This is a genomic window from Vibrio sp. Vb1166, assembly GCF_033338695.1.
In the GTDB taxonomy this organism is placed as follows: Bacteria; Pseudomonadota; Gammaproteobacteria; order Enterobacterales; family Vibrionaceae; genus Vibrio; species Vibrio alginolyticus.
On sequence record NZ_JAWOTE010000008.1, the window covers coordinates 78,251 to 96,407 of the forward strand.

Sequence of the window (18,157 nt, forward strand, 5' to 3'; positions counted from 1 at the left end):
AACCCGTCCAACTTGGCGGGTTTCATCTTTTCAGAAGATCCCCCCTCCAATTCTAACCATCAAAGTTAAACCGATACGTTATAATTTTTCATTTCTCCACAACTATTTACTGAGAGAATGATTCCGTTTATCATTTGCCCTCCTTATAATAAACCACGTTAATATTACGGAATTAAAATGAAAAAAACGTTAGTGGCTTTTCTGATTGGGCTGACTTTACCAGCAACCACAATCGCAGATACTCTTGAGCCTGTTCAGAATGATGTATCCACTCGCATTATCGGCGGCGAACCTGCCAACACTTCCGACTGGAAATTTATTGCTTCACTGGTACGTAAAGGACAACCTACATCTATTGGTCACTTTTGTGGTGGCAGTTTCCTAGGTGGAAAATACGTATTAACTGCTGCGCACTGTGTGGAAGGTCTTAATGCGGACGATCTGGATATCGTTCTTGGTCTTTATGACAAAAACAGAGAGTCTCAAGCACAGCGCATCGCCATTAAAAATATCTATTCACATGATGAATATAACAACATAACAACGAACAATGACATCGCTCTTATTGAATTAGAACGCAATATCGATAGCGCAACTATTGACCTGGCAACGCCAGAACTTTTAGATAGCGTACGCGTAGGAGACAAGTTGCACGTGGCTGGATGGGGAAATACGTCCACGACAGACCGAATATACCCAACCGTTTTACAACAAGTAGATTTGGAATACGTAGATCGAGCTACCTGCCAAAACCTACCAGGAAACTACTCTAATGTATCAGATGACGGTATTTGCGCCGGATACTATTGGGGAGGTAAAGATAGCTGCCAAGGAGATAGCGGCGGTCCACTCATCGTTGATGATAACGGTATCAACAAATTGCTAGGCGTGGTCAGCTGGGGGGATGGATGTGCTCAACCAAACGCTTATGGTGTTTACGCCAACGTCGCTCATTTTCAACACAATGGATGGATAGATAGCCATCGCAATACTATCAGCTTCACTAAGTACCGAGATCTTCGTTTCGTTGAGCGAAAAGCGCAGCAAGAGACCTTTACTATTCGTAATGACGATACTATCCCATTCAACATCTACCAAAGCACAATATCATACGGAAGTACCATCGAGAAAAGCACTTGTACTGGTACCTTAAAGCCTTCGCAAAGCTGTCAAATTACCGTCGGCTACCAACCTAGCTATTCGGGATCAGAAACAACGATAGAGCTCTTTACCGATCATCCGAAACTGTCCAGACTCACAACAACTTTCGAGTATTCAGGTGTAGATAAAGCAAGCAGATCAGTGCGTAATGCCATTCCGCTAGCAGACGCAAATGTTTATACCGGTCAAAACGCTTGGACGGCTGAAAATGGTGAACTGCAATCAGCGGATATGGGAGCTTATCCTGGTGTATCTGAGCTGGTTTTGACCGATCTTCCGAAGGGCAAACTTACCATGGATCTCAAAGTAATGTCCGATGGTTTTGATTACTTGTTCATCTTAGTTAATGGTGAAATTTACGATAGCACCAACCAACTCCTCGATTATAAAGAGATCCAGATCGATCTTTACAAAGCATCTAATACGATAACGTTTGAATACGTCCAACACCCGTTTTCAAGTGGCATTTACAGCGCGCAAGCATTTGTTCGCAACATAAATATGTCAGTCAGCACAGATAATACGGGCGATGCTGGTAACGACGTTAATAAAAAGTCTAGTTCAGGCGGCAGTTTATCTATTGGCCTACTGGTGTTAATGGCTGCAGGTTCATTCGTACGACGCAAAAAAAGGTAACGAGATGAAACATAGACTCAAGATATTCCTACTTGGTTTGGGCACTATCAGTTTAACTGCATGTTCAGCAAACGCAGGACTGCAAACAAACCAGACGTCTGAGCACCAAGCAATGATGGTAGAGACTTATAGGACAAGTGAGAGTCAAATTTCATTTATCACAGAGTCTAACGGCTGCAGTAAGAACGATGATTTTAGCCTAAAAATAGAGCAAAGCTCACAGACAGAAGCTCTTATTACTATCGTTAGAGACAAGGCGGATCATTGTAAACGAATGCCGTTTGCCAAAACTTTTACACTGCCTTTAGATGAAGAGTTGAAAGGCAAAAAACTTTCCATTACCAACCCAAAAAGCAAGTCACTGGCTAAATAGTGATTCGCTTACGAAAGGGAGCCTCGGCTCCCTTTTTGCCTATCGCAACTCAGCAATTCTCACCCTAGCGTTTTACGCCTGCTCGGACTCCACAATACGCTTAAGTGAATGCGGGTGCAGTTTGATACAAATGCCTTGGTACTTAAACGCCACTGTTGGGTTATTCAAGCGTTCGCCATCCCCTTTCGGGCTCGACAGTTTGATCTTCACACCCAGCTCTTCTAACTCATTAAAGCGTGCGCCAAACGCTGGGTAAGTGTGTTTCAAATCAGCAAGAAACTCGTCTGCAGTTTCGGTATGAGACGGAATAACAAACTCCACATGTTCCCAGCTTTCAGTTGGGTAGATTTTGCCTTCCGCAGGGTATGGCAGTTCCAGACACTCTATCTTCCAGCCACGGCTTTCTAACGCTTTGTCGAATTCAATAACAATAATCGGGCGACCGTTGATTTTCGCTTGTGAAATCACCTTACCGTATTGATTCCATGCTTCATGCGCGGCTTTTGCTGTTTCAGTATCATTAATTCGCAGCGCAATATGGTCAGCTTGAGCAAAGCTCAGATCCAGTTTTAACAGGGATGCAAGCTCTTCAATCTTCGCCATAAATGCATCCAGATCTTGGATCATCAATTTAGGCGCTAGGCGTTTTTCAACTAGTTGAGTCGTCATTGTGGCTCTCTTTTGGGGCGATTTATCTCATTACTCTGAGCGCAATAGTAAACGCAAACCAAACCACATTTCCATTCAATCGAAAAAGTATAAATTTCCCCAATTCCTCTCTGTATGAAAAGCAATAAAGTTGTTATCATTAGCCCCATTTTTGTGAACTCCAACAGAACTCGGCACTTACTTCGCCGAGTTCTTCGTCCTTGAATTGAAGGAAACGCGTGTGAATATCCAAGCACTTATTAATGACAAAGTATCTCAGGCTCTAGAAGCCGCTGGCGCACCTGCAGGCAGTCCTGCGGCAGTACGCCAATCAGCAAAGCCACAATTTGGTGACTACCAAGCAAACGGCGTAATGGGCGTTGCTAAAAAACTGGGTACTAACCCACGAGAATTTGCACAGAAAGTACTGGATGTTCTAGACCTAGATGGTATTGCGAGCAAGACAGAAATCGCTGGTCCTGGTTTCATCAACATTTTCCTAAGCGAAGAGTTCCTAGCAAAACAAGCGGAAGCAGCACTGGCTGACTCACGTCTTGGCGTTGCAGCAGACGAAGCTCAAACTATCGTTGCTGACTACTCTGCACCAAACGTAGCTAAAGAAATGCACGTTGGTCACCTACGTTCAACCATCATCGGTGATGCGGTGGTACGTACTCTTGAGTTCCTAGGTCACAAAGTGATCCGTGCGAACCACATCGGCGACTGGGGTACTCAGTTCGGTATGCTTATCGCAAACCTTGAACGTGTACAACAAGAGTCTGGCGAAGTTTCTATGGAGCTTGCGGACCTTGAAGGCTTCTACCGCGAATCGAAAAAGCTGTACGATGAAGATGAAGACTTCGCAGTAAAGGCGCGAAACTACGTTGTGAAACTGCAAAGCGGTGACGAGTACTGTGCAGAAATGTGGAAAAAACTCGTTGATGTAACCATGATCCAAAACCAGCGCAACTACGACCGTCTAAACGTGTCACTGACTCGTGACGACGTGATGGGCGAGAGCATGTACAACGACATGCTTCCTAAGATCGTTGCAGACCTAAAAGAACAAGGTCTTGCCGTTGAAGATGATGGCGCGCAAGTTGTATTCCTAGATGAATACAAGAACAAAGATGGCGAACCAATGGGCGTTATCGTTCAAAAACGCGATGGCGGTTTCCTATACACAACAACAGACATCGCATGTGCAAAATATCGTTATGAAGAGCTAAGCGCAGACCGTGTGCTTTACTTCATCGACTCACGTCAACACCAGCACCTAATGCAAGCTTGGACAATTGTTCGTAAGGCAGGCTACGTACCTGAGTCAGTATCTCTTGAGCACCACGCGTTCGGCATGATGCTTGGTAAAGATGGTAAGCCATTCAAGACTCGTGCGGGTGGTACCGTTCGCCTTGCCGACCTTCTAGATGAAGCAGAAGTTCGTGCAGCACAACTGATCGAATCTAAAAACCCTGAGCTAGATGCGGAAGAAAAAGAGAAGATCTCTAAAACAGTTGCAATGGCAGCGGTTAAATACTCTGACTTATCTAAACACCGTACGACTGACTACGTGTTCGATTGGGACAACATGTTAGCGTTTGAAGGTAACACAGCACCATACATGCAATATGCATACACTCGCGTAGCTTCTATTTTCGCTAAAGCTGGTGTTGCTATGGACGCTCTCCAAGGCGACATCAAAATCACTGATGAGAAAGAGAAAGCACTTATTGCTAAACTTATGCAGTTCGAAGAAGCGGTTCAATCTGTCGCTCGCGAAGGCCAACCGCACATCATGTGTAGCTACCTATTCGAACTAGCAGGTCAGTTCTCTAGTTTCTACGAAGCGTGCCCTATCCTAGTTGCTGAAGACGAAGCTGTGAAACAAAGCCGTCTGAAACTAGCTGCGCTAACAGCGAAGACCATCAAGCAAGGTCTGTCTCTACTAGGTATTGATACTCTAGAGCGTATGTAATCCGCTTTTACGTAGGTAGCTTAAGTAGCACAAGCTAAATGATGACAAAGGTTGACGTGAAAGCGTCAACCTTTTGTTTTATCTGGCGTATACTGATGTCATTCAATTCAAATCGGACAACATAATGAGTTTTGAACTGCACCCTCAACTGGCAAAAGACACCACCGTTATCGGCCACTTCCCACTGTGTGTGGCGCTTCTGCATAAAGATAACGCCGTGCCATGGGTTATCTTGGTCCCTAAACGTGCAAACCTAAAAGAGCTTCACCACTTGCCAATGCAAGAACAGCAACAGTTTTTGCTAGAGTCTCAAGCGGTAAGCCAAGCACTGGAAGCAACATTCCGTCCAGACAAGCTAAACCTTGGTGCGCTAGGTAATATGGTGCCACAGCTGCACATTCACCATATTGCTCGCTTCAAAGATGACGTAGCATGGCCGGGACCGGTTTGGGGTAACACCAAAGGTGAATTCCGTACAGAAGAAGAGCAAAACGAATTGCTTGGTCGCATTAAAAATGTGCTGTCACTGAGTTCTATTTTCCAAAAAGCATAAGCACTGCTAGCGAAAATAATTCGCCTTTGAATACGGCTGAAATAGACAGAGAAAGATTAATACGTATTTGTAACAATCTTTCTCATTTTTCTGGGATTATCACTAAAATAAAACTTGTTTAGACTACCAGCTCAGTTAGAGAGGGTCATCATGAAACAAGTCTTCAACACATTCCGATACGTCAGCTGGATCGCCATTATCTGTTCTATGGCTGCTTCATTCTTGCTTTTTCTTATGGGTGCAGCAAAAACCTATTCGGCATTTGCGGTCTTCATTCTCAATCAAACACCTCCAGAAGCACTCGCACATTTAGATAAAGCAGACATCGCTTATTTGATCAAGTCACTGGATACGTTTCTTGTCGCACTAGTTTTGTTCATCTTTGCTCACGGCATCTACACACTATTTATTTCCAACAAAGCTAAAGCGAAAACACAAGAGCAGTCGGTTTTGCATTGGATCAGAACCCCAAACATCGGCCATCTAAAAAACATTTTGGCTGAAGTCATCATCGTGATCTTGTTTGTGAAGTTCTTAGAGCTCGTGCTGATTAACTTCGACAGCTTAGATTGGACGATCTTAACATTACCTATTTCGATTTTAGTTTTAAGTCTTGGTTTAAAGTTCCTAGAGTTAGGCGCGACTAAACACTCTGAAGAACATTAATTTCGCTGTATTCACAAACAATAACCAGCAAAATAAAAGCCGCATCATTGCTGATGCGGCTTTGTCGTTTTTACGTGATAATTTTTAGGTGACTAATTTTGATAGTCGCTACATGGTGACTGTCAGAGACAAACCATCTTGTTTAGTCACTGAGTAGCGAACACGAGTCACGTCATGAGCTTTATTAGTGTCGACTAGGCGGCTAATTTTGCCCTTCTTAATCCACACGTTTAACATCGCGTCGGCGCCATCTTCACTCATCCCAAACTGTTTAGCCAGATCTGACTGGGAGACGGTTCCTTTGTCTACAATGTATTGATAAAGCTCTTTTAAAATCATGCTACTTGCGCCTCTAATGCACCGTTTTGTTTCTTACCAACTTGTTTGAACACACGGTATGTGCCAAAGAAGATAGCTACGATCACAGCCATCCAAATACCACTTGTTACTGGGCTATCTGCGAAATGCGTCAATTGGTTGTAGAACGTCGCACATAGGTAAGCCAAGCCCATTGTCCAAACCGCGATAAAGCGTGCGAACTTATGACCAAACTCACGTACGTAAGCACCCATCGCCGCCACACAAGGAGTGTACAGTAGGATAAAGATTAGGTAAGCAAATGCGGCATTGCCAGAAGCAAACTGCGATTTAATGTTACCGAAGATAGAAGCATCGACTTCTTGTTCTTCGGCAACGGCATTTGAGTCAGTTAAGTCACCCACTTCAATGCCTAGTGGATCTGAGTAGCTCAAACCGGCTAAGTTTTCAGGGATACTCATTACTGCCTCTTCTAGGCTGCCCATTAGATCAAATTCTGCGTCTTCACCGTCACTTGGCGTGGTGTATAGACTGTTAAGCGTACCAACTACCGCCTCTTTTGCGAAGATACCGGTAATGATACCAACCGTCGCTGGCCAGTTATCTTCTTGAACACCGATTGGCGCGAATACTGGAGTTACAACTTGCGCAGCTTTAGAAAGCACCGAGTTTTCGCTGTCTTCATTACCAAAACTGCCATCAGTCCCCAATGAGTTGAAGAAACTCAGAATAGCAACAACGATAACGATGGTTTTACCTGCACCAAGTACAAAGCGCTTTAGCTTTTGCCAAGTTTTGATCACCACGTTTTGTAGCGTCGGAAGCTCATAGTCTGGCATTTCCATTACTAGGCTATCACTGCTACCTGGGTAAAGCGTGTGCTTAAGGAAAAGACCTGTGAAGATCGCTGCCACAATACCAAGTAGGTAAAGTGCGAATACAATGTTCTGGCCAGAACCTGGGAAAAATGCCGCAGCAAATAGCGCGTATACAGGCAGACGAGCACCGCATGACATAAATGGCGCCATAGATGCAGCCAGTTTACGCTCACGTTCTTGGTCTAGAGTACGAGTTGCCATGATTGACGGTACGTTACAGCCAAAACCAAGAACCAATGGTACAAATGCTTTGCCCGGTAGGCCGATCTTCTGCATCACTTTATCTAGTACGAATGCTGCACGAGCCATGTAACCTGAGCTCTCAAGTACCGCTAGGAACAGGTACAAACACGCGATAACCGGAATGAAGGTTGCAACCGTCTGGATACCACCACCGATACCATCAGCAAGAACCGTCACTAACCACACAGGCAAATGACCGTCTAACAAGTGATGCCCACCATCAACCAACAATGCGCCCACACCAATGTCAAAAAAGTCGATAAATGCACTACCGATGTTAATCGAGAACATAAACATCAGGTACATAACAACAAAGAAGAAAGGAATTCCAATCCACTTGTTCAAAATAAACTGGTCGAGTCTTTCAGTCACACTACGACTTAACTTGCCTTCGCTTCGGCGAACTTTTTTACACTGTTCATGCAGATGCGTGTACTTAGTATCCGCGACATGCAAATCGATATCCAAATCTAACGTCGTAATGACTTCCAAGACTTTGCTTCTATCAATATCAGAAAGACTATTGAGCACCATTGTGTCTTTTTCAAGCGCACGAATCGCTAGTGCACGATGAGCGACGTTTTGGTCGTTAAAAAGTGCGGAAACCGTTTGAATTGCCGACTCCATCTTCTCACCGTAATGCAAAGACAATTCTTTAAGTGGCACTCCTTGAACGATGGATTTATGGAGCTTTTCTCTAAATTCTGCCACTTGAGTTTTATTGGTTGCAGATAAACTGACAACCGGACAACCTAACGTTTTCTCAAGCTCTGCAACGTTAATCATCTGACGTTCACGCTTTAGCGCATCCATCTTGTTGAGGACAACAATCATAGGGCGACCAAGTTCGCGAAGTTGCAGCGTCATATATAAGCTGCGCTCTAAACTTGTAGCATCCACCACGTTAATAATGAGATCAGCAGGATGAGTTAGAACCGCACGCGATGCGATGGATTCATCAATACTATTACTATCATTACCACTGTCTAATGAGTAAATACCCGGAAGGTCAGTGAGCAAAAACTCATCCCCAGCATGCTTGAATTGTCCCGTTTTCTTTTCAACCGTGACGCCTGCCCAGTTACCAACTTGCTGTTTTGCGCCAGTTAAACCATTAAATAGCGTCGTTTTACCACTATTAGGGTTACCTACGGTTAGCACTTGATATTGCATTACACTCGCTCCACTTCAATTTTCTGAGCAATTGTTTCTCGCAATGCGACAGACACACCACGGACTTCGACTTGTAAAGGATCGCCCATTGGCGCACGTCGAATCACTTTGACTTCTGTATTGGGAAGCAGCCCCATTACCATGAGTTTCTTTCTGATATCTGATGAAAGACCATCTAACAACCGAATCGTCACCGTATCGCCAGGATTAATCTCTGATAACTTCATAGTGGCCCTTAAGAGTATTGCTAATGAGAAATATTATTATTTAATAAGTTTAGGTTGCCAATATTACTCCCCTATACCCCTTCAATCCTTGTGTGAAATCAAAGATTCCGTAAATGTTTTCACGCTTTCAAACGTTAACTTCGTAAATTTCCTCTCGTTATTTACGTCAAAATTAACAATTAAAAATGACACCTAACGAAACAAAAATGTCACAAACCAAGATAGAAAACAAAAAATGCAAATTAAAACAGTGGGTTAATTAAAAAACAAAACGTTGTCGCTTTTCTCATATAAACATGGCGTTATTTTTATAAGAAAAATAAGTAACCTCTCGTATAGTTACTCCATCGAGAGGGCAACCTCTCTAATAAATTCCAGAGGTGGCATGGCAACATGTCACTCCGGCAGCAAGCGAAGGTGTCCTTGACACCCGTGGTATAGTCCCCCCGGCTATACCACGATATTTTTTTCACCTCTTTCAAAACTTCTTTACCTTATCCATCTTTTCAACACAGTTTTCGTTTTCACGAATGTCGCATGCCATCACTCCCCCAAATGAACAACGCTCTTTTGATACAGCAATACAACTGTCATTTATTTGTTGCAACTATCAGTAAATCATTCTCTTGAAGCCATTTATGCTTATTGCTATGAACATCGCGACTAACAGATAGAACGTGATCGTGCTTACGTGTTGAGAATGGATTTGTAGGCTAGATGTGATGAAGAAACAATGAAACTTACTGCGTTAGCAACTGCAGCAATAATAGAGCACTGTATGCAGCTCCCCAGCATCTTAACTATTAATTAGGGAGCGTATAATGAAGGTTTTCTAGTTAATTTCTTGGCTTTCTTGAGTCAAAGCAAACTTGGAAGGGGGCAAACCAAAATGCAGCTTAAACTTTTGGCTAAAGTAAGATGGATCATTAAAGCCACAGTTAAAGGCGACTTCACTGATTTTCTCACCCGCCAATAACTTTTCACACGCCGTTTCCAAACGAACCTCTGTGACATAGTCTTTTAACGTTCTTGACGAGGCAGATTTAAAACGTCTCTGTAAAGAGCGTTCAGACATATACAGCATTTTAGCGGCTGACGCAGTGCCAAATTCAGGATCATGGTAATGCTCTGCCACTAATTGATAGACTTTTTGCAACCACTCTTTCTCTGGTGTGACTTGATCTTCTGCAATAGTTACAGGATTGAGTTCTTGCTGCGGTTCATCCAGATAACTCCTTTCCTTCGCAGATGGCCATGTAATCTCGACTTTGTTTTGAGCATCAGAAGAGAAGACAGCCAAATAACCACCACTCGTTGTCACTAGTTGGGCAAGGTGGTCAATACTCAACTCAGAGTGATTTAAGTTAGATGGAAGCCCAGTCGCGACTTTATTAGGTAATTGCGTCCCGTAATCAAGAAAGCTCAATGACACAATATCATGTCCCTCTTCTAGCATAATTCTAACCGTTTGACCTCGGAAAGAGCGCTTGATGATATTGGCAAAAATGCTATTGAAAATAACATCAAGATTAAAACTTTCCAGAGCAACCCGGCTCTGCTTGCTCTCATCTTCTAGCTCTACCAAAATACCCGCTTTTGCAAAGTCATCTTGCCATACATCAACCACTGACTGAGTTATCTGACTCAAGTTGTAGTTCTGACTCCCACCACTTACATCACTTGGAACACTTTTGAGTTCATTTAACTGCCAATTCGTTTTAGCCAAATGATCCTCTGTCGCAGTATCCAGAGGCATAGGTAGTTTCGCCACAATAAAGTCGACGCTTGATTTTATGGATAGAGCTACATGGTCTACGAGTAGGTTTCTAACTTGAATCTGTTTACGTAATTGCTGGTTGCTCGTAAGCAACACTCTACTTTGATGTCTTAACTGATTCGTTTTGAGAGTCACTTGAGCTGCTAGATCACGGTTAGCCTGTACAACGTAGCGAGAGCGCCAGAAAACAAGTAATGCGACGACCGCAATACTAGCTACGACAAAGCCTAAAATAGCAAATCGCGATAGATACCAAGGATGAAGGACGATAAAGTGAGATTCTAAACCAACGACTCCAGTGGCAACTTGAGACTCATTACTGACCTGCAAGTGATATTCACCGGAACTAAGGTGCTCGAGTGTCAGTTGGCCCCCCTCTAACGTTTGCCATGGGTCATCGTTGTTCAATCGATAGTACAAATTTTGACTGTCTGGTTTTGGCATCACACCGAATAAAAAACTCAGCGAAGATCCATATGGCAGTGTGAGCCCATTCAGATCGGCACTACCAACTTGCAGAACTTCATTTTCAAGCACTACTTGGCTAACAATAAACTTAGACTCTGGGGGATTAGATACAAGCAGCTTGGATGCTTCTGCTTTTACGAGTCCGTACTTCGACCCCAGAACAAGCTCTCGCTCACCAATTTCTGTCTGCTGTATAACGCTACAAATACCAGGGAGGAACTCATTGTTCATTAAGCCTGATGACGATGAGTAATGTTTCACTAACTCACCCGAAAGGTGGTAATAGCTTAAACCGACAGAGGAAGCTAACCATACACCTTGCCTGTCTCTGATCAAGCAAGCAGGTCTGGCGTTGGGCTCACTCATTTCAACAACACGTTTTTCATCGCTTCGTGTATCAGTTTTAAACACACCATAAGATGAAGCAAACCACTGGCTGCCATCAACCGCCGTGGTCATGTCTAATGATTCACCAAACTTTTCTGAAAAACGGATAAACTGGATGTTGTCATTACTGTATTGGTATACGCCATGATCGGTGCCTATTAATAGGGCATCTTCAATATCATATAGGCGCGTAACCTTAGCAGGCAAATACTGACTTACTAGCCACTCACTTCCAAAGTTTCGTACGCTTTGTGCAGCAGTATCAACATTGTAAAGATGGTATCCGCTTGATACCCAAAGACGGTCATCACCATCAACGGTCACATGCTCTACGGCATGTCCAGCCATAACCTGTAAATAAGGAAATGTAATCTTGTTGAGACCATTTAGCTCAAATATTTCCAGCCCTTTTGAGGTTGCAAGCCAAAGCATGCCGTTTTGAAACGCAAATTCATTGATCTGCGACTCCAACTCTAAGACTTGGTTAATCCCACTCTTTCCTGAACGATAAATCTTTCGGTCATCAGCAAACCAAAGCGCACCATCAGGACCTTCAATAGTTTGCCGAATTCGTCCTGATAGGGTGTGTGAGTCATAACTACTAAAGGTCACTCGTTCAAATTTTTTACTAAATAGCGAGTAATAACGAATACCTTGGTTAGTCGCAATCCACATCCCTCCCATATTGTCGCTCAACAACGAATAAATCTTCGTGTTATCTAACTCTAACTCAAGAAAGCTTGCAGGCGCGACTTCGGTGACCTCACCTGAAAAAAATGAGTACAAATAAAGGCCATGCTCTGTCCCCACCCAATACTCTTGATTTGTCTCTGCGAATGTCAAAACATGTGAGCCGCCAATTCTAATCACTTCTTTATCAGGCTGGTAAATGTTGAAAATTAAAGCGCCACGCAATGTACCTATCAAAATTTCTCTTCGCGTGTGTGAATAATAGACTTTCTCAATGTAGTTTTGACCTGAGGCAGCGACATGGTCAAACTTATCACCTTCAGAAAGATAGAAGCCGGAAGTCGTTGCTAGTGCCCACTTCGTTTCAACTAGCACCGCATCATTAATGTAAACGTAGCTATTATTACTATGTTGATAGAGCTGCAATAGAGAGAAAGAGTTTAACTCGCTAGTGTCGATATTGTAGGTATAGAAATGCGCGCCATCACTCACCCAAATATAGTTCTTTGAAGACCCTATTTTTCTTATTTGTGAGCCTGGATTTAAACTAAAGACTAAACGTCGCTCCTGATTTGGATAAGTTCGATAGACCTCATTTTCAATAAAGGTCCAAAAAGCACCTTTATGATAAGCCAACTGCTTGGCCGACGTTTGTAGGAAGCTACCTGATTTAGGCAATATAGTTTGACCATCGTAAAACAGGACTCTCCCGTGTACGTCATGAATCCACAAACCGCCCTTTTCACCCAAGAACAACTTTTTAGCCGCGATAAAAGTACCCTTTGCCTGAGTTGGCAAAGGGTAAAAGATTGCATTTGCATTATGAAGCGCAAATGCTTGGTAGGATAAGATAAAGCCCAACAGAGCAAGGGCTAATTGGCGTAGCAAGACGAAAACCTTTTGTATCAATTTGTGCTCTGAAAGTGACCGTTCATCGTTTGTAAAACATGGATTTATACGGTTATTTTGAGCTGATAATTATTGGTAATGATATCTCAATTACTTTCTGAGAAAAGGCTCGCCTTACCAAAGGTTGTAATTCTTACTACTGGATCACGTTAAAAAGACTACTCCTACATTACGACAGCACTTAATCTGACTTTTTGTTCAAGCATTGCTCAAAACTATTCGCCATATTGTTGAGAAAAGTAAAGTAACTGCCAGGTTTTGCTTCAATTGTACTCCCTAACGGGTCAAGCTCGCCTTTAGCGACATCACTGCCTCTCATTACGCTCTGAACGACAGCCGGGGTAAACTGAGGTTCAGAAAATACACAAGCCACATCTCCACCACTTAGCTTTTGACGAATTTGAATTAAGGTCTTCGCTCCTGGCTTGCGTTCTGGGCTCACAGTAAAATGCCCCATTTGATTTAGTTCATAACGATCTTCGAAATAACCGTAAGCATCATGGAATACAAAGTAACCTTTGTTTTTTACTGGTGCCAGCTTCTGCTTTATCTGTTGGTCAGTGTCTTTTAGCTCGAGTTCAAACTTTTTGAGGTTCGCTTGATATTGAGCTGCATTTTCCGGATCAAGTGATACAAGTTGATTCACAACAGCCTTGGCCACTTGTTGTGCTTGGCTTACACCTAGCCAAAAGTGCGGATCATGTGAGCCATGATCGTGCCCATCATGGTCATGGTTGTGCTCACTATCAAATTCACGCAATTCTAGATTTGGAATTTGACTAATAGTCAAAGTATTCGATCTATCCGAAACAACTTTCTCTAGAAACGGTTCAAGATCATGTCCGTACCAGATAACCAAATCAGCCGAAGCGACCTTTTTAACATCCGATGGACGCAAAGCATAGTCATGGGGTGATGTGTTAGACTGCAATAGCACGTCTGGTGAAGTTACTCCTTGAGTAAGCTCTGTTACTAACAACTGAATAGGTTTGATACTCGTCAGTACCGTTACCGCCTGTGCTGGCAGTGTTAACATTGCTGAGGCAGCAAGAATTAATGCTCTTTTCATAGTTTTACTTGGGATATGGCGTGGAAAGTGAGATAATGTTACATTATAACATTATTGATTTGCAAATGAGTTTCATTCATGTCTTCCTTAGTCCATCTTGAGCAGTTATGCGTCGAGTTCGATGGCCGCAGAGTTCTCGATAACATTAGTATGGAATTAGAAAAGGGCAAAATAACTACCCTAATTGGTCCCAATGGAGCGGGAAAATCAACGTTAGTCAAAGTTATCTTAGGTCTTCAAAAGCCAACTAGCGGCAAGTTGAACCGACAAAGAAAACTGAAAATTGGTTACGTTCCTCAAAAGTTGAAGCTCAATGACTCCCTTCCATTGAATGTAACCCGCTTTCTAAATTTAGCAGGAAAATACAGTAAGCAGGAGTGCATTGATGCATTAAGGCTTGTTGGCGCTGAACATTTACTTAATAGTAATATGCATCGCTTATCCGGTGGTGAAAACCAACGAGTGTTACTGGCTCGCGCTCTGCTTCAGCGTCCTCAGCTGTTGGTATTAGACGAACCAGCTCAGGGTGTGGATATCCAAGGTCAAATCGATCTCTATGACTTAATTGAGAGCATTCGTCACCGCTTTGATTGTGGCGTATTTATGGTGTCGCATGACTTACATTTAGTGATGGCGAAAACGGACGATGTTATTTGTCTGCATCACCATGTTTGCTGCTCAGGTTCACCTGCCACTATTACTCAGCACCCTTCTTACATCGCGCTATTTGGCAATGCAGCGAGAGAATCTCTCGCGTTTTATCATCACGACCATGAGCACCATCATCACGATTTATCCGGAACGCCAGTAAGCGGTGATGCGACATCATGCTCCCACCATAAACACGGACATCACCATCATGATTGAGTTTCTCCTACCTTCTATTCTTGCTGGTATTGGTATCGCGATCATTGCCGGTCCACTTGGGTCATTTGTCGTTTGGCGTAAAATGGCTTACTTCGGAGATACCCTAGCTCATGCATCGTTAATGGGCCTAGCGCTGGGCTTCTTGCTCAACGTAAATCTCTACCTTGCGCTACTCGTCTGCTGTTTAGCTCTGGCCGTTTTGCTTGTCACTCTGCAAAAGCAACAACTTGTGGCTACAGACACGTTGTTAGGTATCTTGGCACACAGTGCACTCTCTATCGGTTTAGTATCGGTTAGCTTTTTGGAAAACGTGCGCGTCGATTTAATGAGCTACCTATTTGGGGACTTACTTGCCGTCTCTCCACAAGATCTGATGTTTATTTACGCAGGTGTTGTTGCGGTAAGTGCGTGTTTGTACGTCTTCTGGCGCCCACTGCTTTCTAGCACTGTTAGTGAAGAACTTGCCGCTGTTGAGGGCGTGAATACAGACTTAGTTAGATTGGTGTTAATGCTAATGGTGGGTGTAGTAATCGCAGTAGGTATGAAGTTCGTTGGCGCGTTGATCATGACTTCGCTCCTAATTATCCCAGCAGCAACAGCACGTAAAGTCTCTTCATCACCAGAGCAAATGGCATTGTTCGCATCCATTATTGGCTCAGTGGCAGTACTGATGGGGCTTAGCCTATCATGGCACTTCGATACACCGGCCGGCCCTTCCGTAGTGATCAGCGCAACATCCTTATTCATGCTGAGCCAGCTGATTAAAAGCAAAGCATAATCGCATTGAGTATTAAACGCGAAAGACCTTGCTAACAACAAACATAAACCCACGGAAACGGAAAAAGAAAAGCCTGCGAAATCGCAGGCTTTTTAATACTTATTAAGTAGTGTGGTCGATTACCAACCCGTCACTTCACGTAGACCTTGGCCAATCTCTGCTAGAGATTTCACAGTTTTAACGCCAGCCGCTTCTAGTGCAGCAAATTTGTCTTCAGCAGTACCTTTACCACCAGAGATAATCGCACCAGCATGGCCCATACGCTTACCAGGAGGTGCAGTTACACCAGCAATGTAAGAAACCACTGGCTTCGTTACATTTTCTTTAATGTATGCTGCTGCTTCTTCTTCTGCAGTACCACCGATCTCACCGATCATAACGATCGCTTCTGTCTCAGGGTCTTCTTGGAACAGTTTTAGGATATCAATGAAGTTTGAACCCGGGATTGGGTCACCACCGATACCAACACAAGTAGACTGGCCGAAACCTTCGTCAGTGGTTTGTTTAACTGCTTCGTAAGTTAGAGTACCGCTACGAGATACAATACCTACTTTGCCTTTCTTGTGGATGTGACCAGGCATGATACCGATCTTACACTCATCAGGAGTGATAACGCCCGGACAGTTAGGACCAATCATGCGAACGCCAGTTTCTTCTAGCTTCACTTTCACGTCGATCATATCTGTAGTAGGGATACCTTCAGTAATCGTTACGATTAGCTCGATACCCGCGTCAATCGCTTCTAGGATTGCATCTTTACAGAAAGGAGCTGGTACGTAGATGACTGTCGCTGTTGCACCAGTCGCTTCTACTGCTTCACGAACTGTGTTGAATACAGGAAGACCTAGGTGAGTTTGGCCACCTTTACCTGGAGACACACCGCCAACCATTTGCGTACCGTATGCGATAGCTTGCTCTGAGTGGAAAGTACCTTGACCACCAGTGAACCCCTGACAGATTACTTTAGTGTCTTTGTTAATTAATACAGACATTATTTAGCCTCCGCAGCAGCAACAACTTTCTGAGCAGCATCAGTTAGCGACTCAGCAGCAATGATATCAACATCAGAATTAGCAAGAACTTCGCGACCTAGGTCAGCGTTAGTGCCTTCAAGACGAACAACAACAGGTACGCTTACGCCTACCTCTTTAACCGCGCCGATAATACCTTCTGCGATCATGTCACAACGTACAATACCACCGAAGATGTTAACAAGTACCGCTTTCACATTGTCATCAGATAGGATGATCTTGAATGCTTCAGCAACACGCTCTTTCGTCGCGCCGCCACCTACATCTAAGAAGTTAGCTGGTTTGCCGCCGTGTAGGTTTACGATATCCATCGTACCCATTGCTAGGCCTGCACCGTTAACCATACAGCCAACGTTACCGTCTAGTGCTACGTAGTTCAGCTCCCACTGAGCTGCGTGTGCTTCACGCTCATCTTCTTGTGAAGGATCGTGCATTTCACGAAGCTTAGGCTGACGGTACAGTGCGTTTGAGTCGATGTTGATCTTACCGTCAAGACATAGCAAGTTGCCTTCACCAGTAATCACAAGTGGGTTGATCTCTAGCAGAGCAAGATCGTACTGAGAAAACATAGTGCCAAGGCCCATAAAGATCTTAACGAATTGTTTGATTTGGTCGCCTTCAAGACCAAGTTTGAACGCTAGCTCACGACCTTGGTAAGCTTGTGGACCTACTAGTGGGTCAATTGCTGCTTTGTGGATGAGTTCCGGCGTTTCTTCCGCAACTTTTTCAATTTCCACACCACCTTCGGTAGAAGCCATGAAAACGATCTTACGGCTAGCACGGTCAACTACCGCACCTAGGTATAGTTCGTTCGCAATATTTGAAGCTTCTTCAACAAGGATTTTTGTTACTGGCTGACCATTTGCGTCTGTTTGGTAAGTTACTAGGTTTTTACCTAACCACTTCTGTGCAAACTCTTTAACGCCTTCTTTTGTATCGTGTAGCTCTACGCCACCCGCTTTACCACGGCCACCAGCGTGAACCTGACATTTAACTACTTTCTTGGCTGTACTGATACGGCCTGCGGCTTCAAAAGCTTCTTGTGGTGTATCACACGCGTAGCCTTCTGGCACAGGCAAACCGAATTCTGCAAACAGCTGTTTGGCTTGGTATTCATGCAAATTCATTTCGATATTCCGTTTGTTTTTCCCTTAAGGGATTTATTATTTCCATAACGCTGCAGTCTTGGCTGCTTGTACGTCTGTAGGGTCTTCTCAAATCAATCCTTCATCATGAGTTCTCATACTGAAGGATTCAAATGAAGGCCAAACGTTGAGCTAGTCTAGCCATTGAAATTTTTAACGTCTAGCTACCTACGATAACTAGACGT

15 protein-coding genes are annotated in these 18,157 nt (G+C 43.7%); 7 read left to right on the forward strand and 8 right to left on the reverse strand.

All coding sequences use genetic code 11. The features are described 5' to 3' along the window. Positions 1 to 177: 177 nt before the first annotated feature. Positions 178 to 1,797: a S1 family peptidase gene (locus R7E51_RS10755; protein ID WP_005382202.1), complete on the forward strand. Its 1,620-nt coding sequence runs from the start codon at positions 178 to 180 to the stop codon at positions 1,795 to 1,797. 4 nt (positions 1,798 to 1,801) lie between these two features. After that, positions 1,802 to 2,170, forward strand: coding sequence for a hypothetical protein (locus tag R7E51_RS10760; RefSeq protein WP_005382200.1), 369 nt, complete (start codon positions 1,802 to 1,804; stop codon positions 2,168 to 2,170). A 72-nt stretch (positions 2,171 to 2,242) separates the two neighbouring features. Here R7E51_RS10760 and R7E51_RS10765 read toward each other — a convergent pair whose 3' ends face one another. After that, a complete protein-coding gene (locus tag R7E51_RS10765; protein ID WP_167415073.1) occupies positions 2,243 to 2,839 on the reverse strand; it encodes a VOC family protein in 597 nt (198 codons plus the stop codon). Positions 2,840 to 3,059: 220 nt separating this feature from the next. On the opposite strand from R7E51_RS10765, the gene argS reads away from it, so the two are divergent. The 3 genes from argS (at position 3,060) to R7E51_RS10780 (ending at position 6,012) form a co-directional block, all read left to right on the forward strand. Then, positions 3,060 to 4,793: an arginine--tRNA ligase gene (gene argS, locus R7E51_RS10770; RefSeq protein WP_005388349.1), complete on the forward strand. Its 1,734-nt coding sequence runs from the start codon at positions 3,060 to 3,062 to the stop codon at positions 4,791 to 4,793. Between the two features lie 124 nt (positions 4,794 to 4,917). Next, positions 4,918 to 5,346 carry an HIT family protein gene (locus R7E51_RS10775; protein ID WP_005382194.1) on the forward strand — a complete coding sequence of 143 codons (429 nt, stop codon included), beginning with the start codon at positions 4,918 to 4,920 and terminating at the stop codon, positions 5,344 to 5,346. A 150-nt stretch (positions 5,347 to 5,496) separates the two neighbouring features. Beyond that, on the forward strand, positions 5,497 to 6,012 hold the full coding sequence (locus tag R7E51_RS10780) for a YqhA family protein (protein WP_206958171.1): 516 nt from the start codon (positions 5,497 to 5,499) through the stop codon (positions 6,010 to 6,012). A 108-nt stretch (positions 6,013 to 6,120) separates the two neighbouring features. Here R7E51_RS10780 and R7E51_RS10785 read toward each other — a convergent pair whose 3' ends face one another. From R7E51_RS10785 to znuA, 5 genes are all read right to left on the reverse strand, one after another. After that, positions 6,121 to 6,351: a FeoC-like transcriptional regulator gene (locus R7E51_RS10785; RefSeq protein WP_206958173.1), complete on the reverse strand. Its 231-nt coding sequence runs from the start codon at positions 6,349 to 6,351 to the stop codon at positions 6,121 to 6,123. Further along, positions 6,348 to 8,624 (reverse strand): Fe(2+) transporter permease subunit FeoB, encoded by a 2,277-nt coding sequence (gene feoB, locus R7E51_RS10790; RefSeq protein WP_206953973.1) that lies wholly within the window; start codon positions 8,622 to 8,624, stop codon positions 6,348 to 6,350. Before feoB ends, R7E51_RS10785 begins: the two co-directional genes overlap by 4 nt. Continuing rightward, the gene (locus R7E51_RS10795) at positions 8,624 to 8,851 is read right to left on the reverse strand and encodes a FeoA family protein (protein WP_005382190.1); all 228 of its coding nucleotides are present in this window, start codon (positions 8,849 to 8,851) and stop codon (positions 8,624 to 8,626) included. The genes feoB and R7E51_RS10795 overlap by 1 nt, the downstream gene beginning before the upstream one ends. A gap of 832 nt (positions 8,852 to 9,683) precedes the next feature. Beyond that, the gene (locus R7E51_RS10800) at positions 9,684 to 13,061 is read right to left on the reverse strand and encodes an AraC family transcriptional regulator (RefSeq protein WP_206958175.1); all 3,378 of its coding nucleotides are present in this window, start codon (positions 13,059 to 13,061) and stop codon (positions 9,684 to 9,686) included. 202 nt (positions 13,062 to 13,263) lie between these two features. After that, entirely contained in the window at positions 13,264 to 14,151 is an 888-nt protein-coding gene (znuA, locus tag R7E51_RS10805) for a zinc ABC transporter substrate-binding protein ZnuA (RefSeq protein WP_033906913.1), read from the reverse strand. A 78-nt stretch (positions 14,152 to 14,229) separates the two neighbouring features. On the opposite strand from znuA, the gene znuC reads away from it, so the two are divergent. Together znuC and znuB are read left to right on the forward strand one after the other, a co-directional pair. Then, positions 14,230 to 15,018, forward strand: a complete 789-nt coding sequence (gene znuC, locus R7E51_RS10810) for a zinc ABC transporter ATP-binding protein ZnuC (RefSeq protein WP_005382185.1) — start codon at positions 14,230 to 14,232, stop codon at positions 15,016 to 15,018. After that, positions 15,011 to 15,796, forward strand: coding sequence for a zinc ABC transporter permease subunit ZnuB (gene znuB / locus R7E51_RS10815; protein WP_005382183.1), 786 nt, complete (start codon positions 15,011 to 15,013; stop codon positions 15,794 to 15,796). Before znuC ends, znuB begins: the two co-directional genes overlap by 8 nt. A gap of 119 nt (positions 15,797 to 15,915) precedes the next feature. Here znuB and sucD read toward each other — a convergent pair whose 3' ends face one another. Together sucD and sucC are read right to left on the reverse strand one after the other, a co-directional pair. After that, positions 15,916 to 16,788 carry a succinate--CoA ligase subunit alpha gene (sucD, locus tag R7E51_RS10820; RefSeq protein ID WP_005382181.1) on the reverse strand — a complete coding sequence of 291 codons (873 nt, stop codon included), beginning with the start codon at positions 16,786 to 16,788 and terminating at the stop codon, positions 15,916 to 15,918. After that, positions 16,788 to 17,954 carry an ADP-forming succinate--CoA ligase subunit beta gene (sucC, locus tag R7E51_RS10825; RefSeq protein ID WP_005382179.1) on the reverse strand — a complete coding sequence of 389 codons (1,167 nt, stop codon included), beginning with the start codon at positions 17,952 to 17,954 and terminating at the stop codon, positions 16,788 to 16,790. The genes sucD and sucC overlap by 1 nt, the downstream gene beginning before the upstream one ends. Positions 17,955 to 18,157 lie beyond the last annotated feature (203 nt).